10 protein-coding genes and 1 pseudogene are annotated in these 11155 nt (G+C 70.9%); 5 read left to right on the top strand and 6 right to left on the bottom strand.

Translation table 11 applies throughout. The annotated features are described in order from the left end of the window. The coding region (locus tag HNV26_RS35190) for a sensor histidine kinase (protein WP_171452981.1) at positions 1-931 on the top strand (931 nt) is incomplete at its 5' end. A 104-nt stretch (positions 932-1035) separates the two neighbouring features. Here the strand turns inward: HNV26_RS35190 and HNV26_RS35185 are convergent. Together HNV26_RS35185 and HNV26_RS35180 are read right to left on the bottom strand one after the other, a co-directional pair. Next, positions 1036-1503, bottom strand: a complete 468-nt coding sequence (locus HNV26_RS35185) for a hemerythrin domain-containing protein (RefSeq protein ID WP_171442507.1) — start codon at positions 1501-1503, stop codon at positions 1036-1038. Between the two features lie 174 nt (positions 1504-1677). Next, positions 1678-3039, bottom strand: coding sequence for a sigma-54-dependent transcriptional regulator (locus HNV26_RS35180; protein ID WP_171442508.1), 1362 nt, complete (start codon positions 3037-3039; stop codon positions 1678-1680). Between the two features lie 70 nt (positions 3040-3109). Here HNV26_RS35180 and HNV26_RS35175 point away from each other — a divergent pair, with 70 nt between their 5' ends. Both HNV26_RS35175 and HNV26_RS35170 read left to right on the top strand, forming a co-directional pair. Continuing rightward, a complete protein-coding gene (locus HNV26_RS35175; RefSeq protein WP_253817346.1) occupies positions 3110-3586 on the top strand; it encodes a hypothetical protein in 477 nt (158 codons plus the stop codon). 241 nt (positions 3587-3827) lie between these two features. After that, entirely contained in the window at positions 3828-5420 is a 1593-nt protein-coding gene (locus HNV26_RS35170; RefSeq protein WP_171442509.1) for a methyl-accepting chemotaxis protein, read from the top strand. Between the two features lie 61 nt (positions 5421-5481). Here HNV26_RS35170 and HNV26_RS35165 read toward each other — a convergent pair whose 3' ends face one another. Beyond that, on the bottom strand, positions 5482-7137 hold the full coding sequence (locus tag HNV26_RS35165; protein WP_171442510.1) for a formate--tetrahydrofolate ligase: 1656 nt from the start codon (positions 7135-7137) through the stop codon (positions 5482-5484). A gap of 69 nt (positions 7138-7206) precedes the next feature. Here HNV26_RS35165 and HNV26_RS35160 point away from each other — a divergent pair, with 69 nt between their 5' ends. Further along, positions 7207-7887 carry a hypothetical protein gene (locus HNV26_RS35160; RefSeq protein WP_171442511.1) on the top strand — a complete coding sequence of 227 codons (681 nt, stop codon included), beginning with the start codon at positions 7207-7209 and terminating at the stop codon, positions 7885-7887. Between the two features lie 6 nt (positions 7888-7893). Here the strand turns inward: HNV26_RS35160 and HNV26_RS35155 are convergent, their stop codons facing one another. Then, positions 7894-8319, bottom strand: a complete 426-nt coding sequence (locus HNV26_RS35155; RefSeq protein ID WP_171442512.1) for a hypothetical protein — start codon at positions 8317-8319, stop codon at positions 7894-7896. A gap of 153 nt (positions 8320-8472) precedes the next feature. On the opposite strand from HNV26_RS35155, the gene HNV26_RS35150 reads away from it, so the two are divergent. Further along, positions 8473-10017 (top strand): ATP-binding protein, encoded by a 1545-nt coding sequence (locus tag HNV26_RS35150; protein ID WP_171452980.1) that lies wholly within the window; start codon positions 8473-8475, stop codon positions 10015-10017. 7 nt (positions 10018-10024) lie between these two features. On the opposite strand, the gene HNV26_RS35145 is transcribed toward HNV26_RS35150, so the two are convergent. Then, on the bottom strand, positions 10025-10906 hold the full coding sequence (locus HNV26_RS35145) for a sulfite exporter TauE/SafE family protein (RefSeq protein WP_216613032.1): 882 nt from the start codon (positions 10904-10906) through the stop codon (positions 10025-10027). Then, a pseudogene (locus tag HNV26_RS35140) lies at positions 10906-11155 on the bottom strand (rhodanese-like domain-containing protein); the annotation flags it as partial. The pseudogene HNV26_RS35140 and the gene HNV26_RS35145, both read right to left, overlap by 1 nt.

Here is an 11155-nt window from a genome sequence, read left to right as displayed (position 1 = left end):
GGCACCGTCAGATGTGTCTACGAGACAGGTGCTGGAGCGGGTGCGGGAGCACGTGTTGACGGGGCGAGGGGCGTATCAGCCGCGCGGGTACGAAGAGGCGGTGCGGGCGCCGCTCCCGGACGGGGACCGGTGGCTGCTGGCGCGCGGCAGCCCGGTGTACGGGGAGTCAGGGGAGGTGGTGGGGGCCACGGTGATTCTCCAGGACGTGACGCGGCTGCGGCGCTTCGACGAGCTGAAGAACGACCTGGTGGCCACGGTGGCGCACGAGTTCCGCACGCCGCTCACGTCGCTGCGCATGGCGCTGCACCTGGTGACGGAGGGCGTGGTGGGGCCGGTGACGGAGAAGCAGGCGGACCTGTTGTTCGCGGCGCGCGAGGACTGTGAGCGGCTGCAGGGCATCGTGGATGACCTGCTGGATTTGTCGCGCATCCAGGCGGGGCAGCTCCAGTTGGAGATTCGCCGGGTGCCAGCGGAGGAGTTGGTGGACGCGGCGCTGGACGCGCAGCGCGCGGCGGCGGAGGAGCGCGGGGTGCGGCTGTCGAAGCAGGTGGCGCTGGATGTGGAGCCGGTGGACGTGGACCCGGAGCGGCTGGGGTTGGTGCTGGGGAACCTGGTGGGCAACGGCGTGAAGCACACGCCCACGGGGGGCGAGGTGGAGGTGCGCGTGTCGCGGGAAGCGGGCGGGGCGCGCTTCGAGGTGCGGGATACGGGGGAGGGGATTGCCCCGGAGCTGCAGGCGCGCATCTTCGAGAAGTTCTACCGGGCACCCGGCGCGCCAGCGGGCGGCGCGGGGCTGGGCCTGTCGATTGCGAAGGACATCGTCCAGGCGCACGGCGGGGAGATTGGCGTGGTGAGCACGCCCGGGCAGGGCAGCACGTTCTGGTTCACGCTGCCCCGGCGGGAGGCGTCCGGGCCGGCGAGCGCGTCGTGACGCGGGGGCGCTGACCGCTGCCTGCTGGGGAGCGGTGTGCCTCAAGGCAACACCGCGCCTTCGTCTTCACGCTGCTGACGTCCCCGTCGGTTGAACGCGAGTTCTCAGGCGTTCGCCTGACCCTGGAGCTTCTGCATCTCCTCGCGGCGGACCTCGGAGGCGGTGCGGACGATGTCCTTGCACGACATGCCCAGGTCCTCCTCGGTGACCTTCTGGCCGAGCTTGGGCAGCACGTCGCGCTCCTCCATCGTCACGTGGTCCTTCACCACCTTCTCCAGTTCGCCGAACAGGGAGACCAGCTTCTGCGGGTCGTTGCGCGCGCGAATCATCTGGGCGATGAGCTCCGTCATCTTCCCGTGCTCCTCGATGGAGTCCTGAATCAGCGTGTCCCCCACCACCCGGCGCGCAGCGGGGTACACCCAGCGCTCTTCAATCGTGGTGTGCAGCGTGAGCGCCTCCGCGAGCTGGATGCCGAGCTCCCGCTTGCTCGCGTCGTCCTTCGCCGCGCGACAGGCATCGAAGAGCGCTTCCACCTCGCGGTGCTGCTGAATCAACAAGTCAATCACGTCCACGTCTGCGCTCCTTGGCGTCGGTTCGGTGTCCTCCAACGCTCCGCATGCGCGCAGGACGCCGCAATCGCCGCTCCAGGCACGCGGCGGAGCCCCACCCGGTCTGCTCCTGTGGAACACCCTGGGGGGCGGGCCGGGCACACGGGCGCTCCCAGGCCCGTGCGCATCCGGCCGCGCTCAGCCCTCGCCCGACTCGTACTTCTTCCGCTTCCGCCACAGCGTGGACGCGTCGATGCCCAGCACCCGCGCCGCCTCGTCCAACGTCGGCGCCGAGGCCATGACGCGCAGCACGTGCTCGCGCTCGATGTCCTCCAGCGCGTGTGGCCCGCCCAGGGTCATCACGGGGCTCCCCGCCGCGGCGATGCGGTCGGGGAACGCCTGCGGCTCCAGCACCTCCGCGGGCCAGACGATGAGCGCTCGCTCCATGGCATTGCGCAGCTCGCGCACGTTGCCCGGCCACCCATAGGCCAGCAGCATCTTCTCCGTCGCGGGCGACAGCTCCGGCGGTGGGCGCTGCGCCGCGCGAGCGAAGAAGGAGACGAAGCGCCGGGCCAGCGAGAGCAGGTCCTCCGGCCGCTCTCGCAGCGACGGCAGCTTCACCTCGATGACGTTCAGCCGGTAGAGCAGGTCCTCCCGGAATCGCCCCTCGGCCACGTCCTTCTCCAGGTCCCGGTTCGTCGCCGCCACCACCCGCACGTCCGCCTTGCGCGTGCGTCCCTCGCCCAGCCGTTCGAACTGCTTCTCCTGGAGGAAGCGCAGCAGCTGCGCCTGGAGCCCCGGACTCATCTCCGCGATTTCATCCAGGAACAGCGTGCCCCCTTCCGCCGCCTCCACGCGCCCCGGCTGGTCCTTCACCGCGCCGGTGAACGCGCCGCGCACATGGCCGAACAGCTCGCTGGCCAGCAGCTGCTCGGACAGCGTGGGACAGTTGACGGTGACGAAGGGCCGGCGCCGCCGAGCGCTCATCGAATGCAGCGCGCGGGCGAGCACCCCCTTGCCGGTGCCACTCTCTCCCCGCAGCAGCACCGCCGCGTCGGACGCCGCCGCGCGCGTCAGCAGCCCGATGGCCGCGTGCATCGCGGGCGAGGCGGTCTCCAACGTGGCCTCCGGCACCGCCTGGGAAAGCTGCCCCTCCAGGCTCTCCAACTGCGATGCCAGCTCCTGGTGCCGCCGCGCCTTCTCCACCACGTGGCGAATCTGCGCGGGCGTGAAGGGCTTGGGCAGATAGTCCCGCGCCCCGCGTCGCATCGCCTCCACCGCCGTGTCGAACGTGGCGTAGGCGGTGATGAGCACGACGTCCAGGTGGGGTGACTCGGCCAGGAGGCGCGGCAACAGCTCCATTCCGCTGGCCGTGCCGAGCCGCAGGTCGACGAAGGCCAAGTCGGCGGGACCTTGCGCCAGCGCGGCCAGCGCGGCCTCGGGGGTGGCCGCCTCGCGGACCTCACAGCCGAAGCCCTCCAGGCACACGCGCAACGTGTGCCGGATGTTCCGCTCGTCGTCCACCACCAGCACCCGCATGGGGCGCTCTCGGATGTCCATGACTTCATCCTAGGAGCAATCCGCGCCGCCGCGCGGTCAGACTCCCGCGCAGCGTGCGGGAGCACGCGCAATGGCAGCCCGGCTGTTGGCGGTTGCCGCACATCCGCTGCACTCCGTGCTGGCATTGCTCTCCGGTTTGGGCTGGAACAGGGGCCGTATGCGCTTGATGGGGATGATGGCAGGCGGCCCACCGCCCGAAGATGGCGAAGAGGAGAACGTCTTCTCCCGAGCCCGGGGCCCCTCGCCGGCCGAGAAGCAAACTCGGAAGGCCGTGCTGGTGGGGCTGGTGCTGCTGTTGCTCGCCGGCATCTGGCTGTACCTCCAGGGTGGGGAGAACCGGGCGCTGAACGCGCTGTCTCCCGCGCAGCGGGCCTCGCTCTTCCAGGAGACGCGCGACTCCTTCCGCGAGATGTGCATGGGCGATGCGGGCACCACCCGCTTCCCGAAGCGCTGCGCGCAGATGGCGGACTTCCTCACCCGCTTCACGGAATGTGACACGGCCTGCCAGCGGGAGATTGCGCCAGCGCTCCAGCGCTCCATGCGCTGAGACGGGGCTCCACCGGGGAAGCGACGGCCTGCCCCCTGCCCGGAGCGCGCGGTGCGCCCCGGCGATTGGAATGCGCTCCCGCAGGTGGGGTCGGGTCCTACCCGTTCTTCACGGCGCTCCGCGTCCGTCTGGATGACACGGGTGGTGCGAGTTACCAGCCCGCAGACAGTTGGCTATCCTACGACGCGCGGCGTGGGTCGCGGGCGTTGAAGGGGGCTCACGGTAGCGGGGAGGCCAGCGGGTGCGTCTGAAGCTCAAGCAGAAGATGATGTTGTTGCCGGCCGTTGTCGCGGTGTTCCTGGTGGCCATCCTGGTGGCGTTCATCGCCCTGGGCGCGCGCTCTGGTGGCGTGTACGCGCGCATCAGCGGCTCGCAGGTTCCCACCATCGAGCTGAACCGTGAGGTGATGCACCGTTTCCCGGGCCTGCACCGCAACGTGCTGGCGGCGGTGGCGGCGAAGGCGGGAGGGCTGGAGCCGCTGAGCGCCGAGGTGGACGACCTCCAGTCGAAGCTCGACCTGGCGAGGGCCGTACCGGGCGCGAACCTCCAGCGGGTGGACGCACTCAAGTCATCCCTGGCCACGTACTGGAGTGACTCCAGGGCGGCGGTGACCCATGCGGTGGAGGGTGACGCGCGGGCGGCGTCCACGCTCGCGAGGGTGGAGTCCCTGGCCGCGTCGCTGTCCCATGACCTGGAGCGGGCGGTGGAGGCGGATGGCCAGGCCATCGCGACCTCCTACGCGGAGGTGGCCGGGCTGCACCGCGCCACCACCTGGACGGTGTGCGTGCTGGTGCTGTTGTGCATCGCGCTGACGGTGGGGCTGGCCTACTGGCTGCACCGCGAGGTGACGCTGCCGTTGGCGAAGCTGACCCACGTGGCCACGCGCATCGCGGAGAAGGGCGACCTGGCGCAGGCCATCGACGTGAGCGCCCACGACGAGGTGGGCGAGCTGGCGCGCGGCTTCCAGGTCATGGTGACCCGGCTGCGCGACGTGCCCACCACCATCCAGACGGTGGTGACGGACCTGACGACCGCGGCGAAGACGCTGACGCAGGCCAGCCAGGAGCAGGTGAACTTCCTCACCAACCAGTCCCGCAGCCTCACCGAGGCGAGCACCACCATCGCCGAAATCGCGCAGACGTCCAGCATGGCGTCCAGCCGCGCGGAGATGGTGCTCCGCGTGGCGGGACAGGCGGACGCATTCAGCGCGTCCGGTCAGGAGTCCATCGAGAAGAGCGCCGAGGGACTCCAGCAGATTCGCCAGCGCGTGAGCGCGCTGGTGGGCAGCATCGGGCACCTGAGCGACCAGGCCGTGCACGCCGGTGAAATCATCGGCAGCGTGAAGGACCTGGCGGACCAGTCCAACGTGCTCGCGCTCAACGCGGCCATCGAGGCGGCGCGCGCCGGGGAGCAGGGCCGGGGCTTCGCGGTGGTGGCGCGGGAGATGCGCTCGCTCAGCGGCCAATCGCTGCAGAGCACCCAGCGCATCGGCAAGATTCTGCTCGAAATCAACCAGGCCATCCGCCAGACGGTGGGCATCGCCGAGGGCGACAGCGAGAAGATGGAGGAGGGCATCGAGCAGGTGCTCGCCTCGGCCAGCACGCTGAAGGAAATCACCACCGTGGTGCAGGAGAGCAGTCAGGCCGCGCGCCAGATTGTGGCCTCCGTCACCCAGCAGAACGCGGGCATCGCGCAGATGACCGAGGTCATGACCACGCTGTCCTCCATGATGGCGGACGTGGTGACGGCCACGATGACGGCCGAGCAGGCGGTGGCGCAAATCAACGCGTCGCTGGGACAGCTCCAGGAGCTGTCCACCGGCTTCCGCGTCTGACGCCGCCTCGGGGCCGCGCGGGTGCCACCGTCCTGGGTGGCACCCCGGCCTGGGGCTCGGCTCACTCGCCCTGCATCAGCCCGGTGACGCGCCCGTCGTCGTGGACGGTGACGCGGCGGGCGGCGGGCTCTCGCGGCAGGCCGGGCATGGTGAGGATTTCTCCCGTGAGCGCCACCATGAAGCCCGCGCCCGCGGACAGCCGCACCTCGCGCACGGTGAGCGTGAAGCCGCGCGGCCGCCCCAGCTTCGTGGGGTCATCCGACAGCGACAGGTGCGTCTTCGCCATGCACACCGGCAGCCCGGCGCCGCCCAGCTCGCGGATGGCGTCCAGGTCCTTCTTCGCGCTCGCGGTGAAGGCCACGTCGTCCGCGCCGTAGACGGTGCGGGCGATGGCGGCCACCTTCTCCTCGGGCGTCTGCGCCACGTCGTAGAGGAAGCGCGGCTGGGGCGGCGCGGCGTCCGTGCCGTCCAGCATCTCCAGCACGCGGTCGGCCAGCTCCAGCGAGCCGTCACCACCTCGCGAGAAGCCGTCACACACGGCCGTCTCCACGCCACGGGCCTTGCCGAAGGCGCGCAGCTCCTCCAGCTCGGACTCGGTGTCCTGCGGGAAGCGGTTGACGCACAGCACGGCCGGCAGCCCGAAGGCGGCCACCGACTCCAGGTGCTTCTCCAGGTGAGCGAAGCCGCGAACCAGGGCCTCGCGGTCCGGCTCGGCCACGCGCGCGGGGGCGGCGCCCCCGTGGTGCTTCAGCGCGCGCAGCGTCACCACCAGCACCACGCCCCGGGGCCACAGCCCGCTGCCGCGGCACTTGATGTCCAGGAACTTCTCCGCGCCCAGGTCGAAGCCGAAGCCCGCCTCCGTGATGACTTCATCCGCGTAGGCCAGCCCCATGCGCGTGCCCATCACGGAGCTGCACCCGTGCGCGATGTTGGCGAAGGGGCCCGCGTGCACCAGCGCGGGGCCGCCCTCGCGCGTCTGGGCGAGGTTGGGCATCAGCGCGTCCTTGAGCAGCGCCACCATGGCCGCCGCCGCGTTCACGTCCCGCGCGCGCACCGGCTGGCCGTCCCGGGTGTGGCCGATGATGACGCGTCCCAGCCGCGCCTCCAGGTCCTTCAGGCCCTCCGCGAGCGCGAGGATGGCCATGACCTCGCTGGCGGCGGTGATGTCGAAGTGGTCCTCGCGTGGCACGCCCTGCGCCTTGCCACCCAGGCCGACGATGACGTTGCGCAGGAAGCGGTCGTTCATGTCCAGCGCGCGCCGCCAGCGCACGCGCGTGGCGTCCAGGGCCACCGGCTGGCCGTAGAAGACGGCGTTGTCCACCAGCGCGGACAGCAGGTTGTTGGCGCTGGTGATGGCGTGCAAGTCACCGGTGAAGTGCAGGTTGATGTCGGCCGCGGGCTCCAGGCTCGCCTGCCCGCCGCCGGTGCCGCCGCCCTTCACGCCGAAGACAGGGCCCAGTGACGGCTCGCGCAGGGCCGCCACCGCGCGGCGCCCCCGCTTGCGCAAGCCCATGGCCAGCGCCACGGACATGGTGGTCTTGCCTTCGCCCGGTGGCGTGGGGTTGATGGCGGATACGAGCACCAGGCGTCCCTGCCGGCCGCCCCGCTTGCCGAGCGCGTCCAGCGACACCTTGGCGCGGTGGGTTCCCCACGGCAGCACGTCCTCGGGAGACAGGCCCAGCTCGGCGCCCACATCGGTCATGGCTCTCAGCGTCATGCCGGGAATCTCCGCGCGGACGCGGATGCGGTCAACGTCGCAGATGCGTGCCTGCTAGAGTTCAGGGCCGTGAAGACCTTCGCTCGCGCGTCTGGATTCCTGCTGGTCTGCATTAGCGGCGCCAGCCCCGTGCTGGCGGCCGCGCCAGACGCCAACGCCCAGGGCTTCAAGGCCTCCGAAAAGGGAGACATCCGCAAGGCGCATGGCCTCTTCGAGAAGGCGTTGAAGAAGGACCCCGCCAATCCCTATGCACGGCTCAACCGGGCGCGGACCACGACCCTGCTTCAACACCAGGAGGACATCGACGACCCCTGCGACTTCGCCAACAACTGGGTGTACCTGGCGCTGGCGGACCTGTCAGAGGCCGTGAAGTCGAACCGCGCCGCCATCCTCCCGAAGATTGACGAGGACCCGAAGGGGCTGAAGGCCCTCAAGGCGCTCGACGCGTACAAGAAGTGGCGCAAGGCGGTGTCCGTCCTCGCGGGGGAGAAGGGCGTGGCGGACTCGGTGCTCGGCACCACGTCGGAGTGGCTGTACGTGCATCCAGGACAGGTGCCGCTGTTCGTCAAACTGGCTGCGGACCAGCGCGTCATCGAGACGCGGTCCGACATGTCGGAGCACCTCTTCAACCAGGGCACGGCCTTCTTCTACGAGCTCCTGCTGGTGTCGGACGGCGAAGTGCCCCAGCCCGCGTCCGACTGGATGTCGGGCCCGCTGGTCGCCGCTCCCATCATCGAGGACTGCTCCTAGCGCGCGTCAGTCCAGGCGGAAGCCCTCGGGGGCGCGCGGGTCCTTCCTGTCATACATGTTGAGGTACAGCATCACCGGCTCCTCCAGCCCGTCGTAGGTGACGACGTACACGTCGAGCATGCCGCTGCCGAACGGCGAGCCCTTCGACTCGAAGACGCAGCAGCTCCCGTGCCGCTCGTAGCGGACCTTCTGCCCCTGCGGTCCCCGCAGGTGCTGGAGGTATTCGTGTTCGCCGTCGACACCTCCCCCCACGTGGATGGGGTCGTTCTTGCTGTAGCCATAGCCGGAGGGCGCGCTGGGCGCGCTGGGCGTGGCCTCGGGGGCCGCCGCTTCCGTCGCGGGCTCATCCGGCCGGGTGGTGCCAGCGGTGGAGGCACAGCCCGTGGCCAGCACGGGCACCAGGAACAGCATCGCGAGGCGGGAGGTCGTCATGCGGCGGTAGCCTACCGCTTTCGCATGACAAGCTGCCCGGGAGTCGGAGCCCCTTCGGCGGTGGCGGCCGAGCAGGGGGGCCCCTTTCATGCCCTTGGCGGGCGCCGCATCTTTCCGCCGGAAACGTCTCGCCAATGAGGCCGAGGAGCGCCCATGTCGAAGGCCCACATCCATGAGGAAGGACGGAGCGGATGGGGCGCGCCGGGGCCTGCCGAGGCCCGTCACCCGAGCGGGCCCGACTTCGCTCCGGCGCTGCTGCGGCTGGGGCAGGCGCTCCAGGCGGCGCTCATCGTCGACGCGCACGGACGCGTGGTCTGGATGGACGACGCGCTGACGCACGCCACCGGACCGCGGGGCGAGCCCTTCCAAGGGCGTCCCGTGGCCGAGGTGCTCGCTCGGCAGCCCTGGCTCGCGCAGGCGATGCGGCCGGCGCTCCAGGGCAAGGCCGGTGTTCACGAGGAGCCGGGCCTGAAGGTCTTCGTCCTGCCCGTGTTCGATGAGCAGGGGACATTGCTGGGCGCCTGCGCGCGCCTCCAGCTTCCTGAGGCCTCGATGGGGCAGGTCGCCGAAGGCGGTGTGACGCGGCACGCGCCGGAGAGCCTGGCGCACATGAACTCGGTGCTGCGCGCCACGTTCGACTCGATTGCGGAAGGCGTCATCGTGGTGGACCTGAACAAGCGCGTCACGGCCTTCAACAAGCGCTTCCTCGACATCTGGGGGCTGACCGAGGAGATGATGGTGGACCGCGACGCGGAGCGGGTGCTGGTGCGCGCGGCGGGCGGCGTGAAGCATCCGGAGTCGTTCACCTCGCGAATCCGGGAGCGCTTCGAGCCGTCCGAAGAGGTGGACGTGGAGACGGTGGAGTTGCTGGACGGGCGCCTCCTGGAGCGCAAGTCGCTGCCGCAACTGATGGGGGGCGCCATCATCGGCCGCGTGTGGAGCTACCGCGAGGTGACGGCGGAGCGGCAGGCCGAGGCGGAGCGCGAGCGGCTGCTGCGCGAAGCCCAGGAGGCCATCCGCGTGCGGGACGACTTCCTGTCCATCGCCGCGCACGAGCTGAAGACGCCGCTCACGCCGCTGAAGCTGCACCTCCAGATGCTGCGGCAACACGTCCCCGAGGGGGACGGCGCCTCCGCCCGGCACGTGGACAAGTCGTTGATGCAGGTGAGCCGCCTGACGGGATTGGTGAATGACCTGCTGGATACCTCGCGCATCCAGGAAGGGCGGCTGATGCTGAGGCACGAGCCCGTCGTGTTGCAGGCGCTGGCCCATGACGTCGTCTCCGAGATGCGCCTGGCCAGCGCGCAGCACCGGGTCGAGTACGAAGCGCCGGAGGCCCCCCTGGTCGTCCTGGGCGATGCGGACCGGCTCGCGCAGGTCCTGGTCAACCTGATGGAGAACGCCTTCAAGTACAGCCCCAGTGGGGGAGCGGTTCGCGTGCGGGTGGCTCGGGAGGACCGCCACGCCCATGTCTCCGTCCAGGACGAAGGCATTGGCATTCCGCGGGACCAGCAGGCGTACCTCTTCGAGCGCTTCTTCCGCGCTCGAAACGCGCCCATCTCCGGCTTTGGGGGGCTGGGGCTGGGGCTCTACATCTGCGGGGACATCGTCGAGCGGCATGGCGGCCGTCTGTGGGTGGAGAGCGAGCTGGGGCACGGCTCCACCTTCCACTTCACCGTGCCGCTGGCGTCCCCGTGACGGTGCCTCACCGGGACAGGGCCTGCGCGGCCTGACGCTGGCGGGCCACGCGCAGACGCCACACCGTCACGGGGATGCCCACGGCCAGGGGCGCCACGCTCCAGAGCCACAGCCCCTCCGTCCACACGCGCTCCCGCAGCGACGCGGGAGCCTGGGCGCCCAGGAGGAAGGCGGCGGTGGCCAGCACGAACACGGCGAAGCCCTTGCGAAGCAGCGTGGGGGAGACGCGCCCCGCGAGCCTTCCTCCCACGAGGCTGCCCGTCATCGCGGCCAGGAGGACTGCGCCGGTGAGCATCCAGGGCAGGTCCAGGTGGCCCAGGTGACCCACCAGGCCGGCGGCGCACTGGAGCGCGATGACCACCAGGGACGTGGCGGTGGCGACGGGCATGGACAGCCCCGCCAGCGACAGCGCGGGCACGATGAGGAAGCCGCCCCCGGCACCCACCAGTCCCGACAGCACGCCCACCGCGACGCCTTGCGCGAGCACGCGGGGAACGGGGAGCGGGGAGGCGCTGGTGGCGACAACAGGCTCGGCTTCCCGGCGGCGAAGCATGGCCACCGCGGCGGCCACCATGACGCCCGCGAACAGGAGCAGCAGCGTGTCGGGCGCGAGGTGGGGATTGAGCCGGCCGCCGAGGAAGGCCCCGCCCATGCCCCCTGTGCCGAACACGAACGCGGTGCGCCAGCGGACGCGGCCCGCGCGCGCGTGAAGGAAGGCGCCACTGGCGCTGGTGACGCCCACCACCACCAGGGACATGGCGATGGCCGTCCGAGGCTCGACGTCGAGTACGTAGATGAGCAGCGGCACGGTGAGGATGGAGCCGCCTCCTCCGAGCAGGCCCAGCAGGATGCCCACGAGCAGCGAGCCCGCGATGCCCGCGTACAGCATCACCGCTCGCCTTCCGCGCGCGCGACGGCGAGCAGGTCCTGGCATGTGCGCAGCAGGTGCTCGAAGGCGGCGGTGTCCCGGACACCCGCCGGCCGCGCGGCCTGGAGCGCGTCGAGCACGGCGGTGAGTGCTTCCCGAGACGGCGTCGTCACGGGGGGCACGGTGGGACCTTCATGGGGCGGCGGTGTCAGGGCGCGGTGGAGGCCGTCGAGCAGTCCATCGCGGACGCTGCCCAGGGTGGGCAGGGGG

It is taken from the genome of Myxococcus xanthus, assembly GCF_013116825.1.
Classification (GTDB): Bacteria; Myxococcota; Myxococcia; order Myxococcales; family Myxococcaceae; genus Myxococcus; species Myxococcus xanthus_B.
The sequence above is the reverse complement of the archived record's forward strand: the minus strand, read 5'-3'. Positions and strand labels throughout refer to the sequence as shown.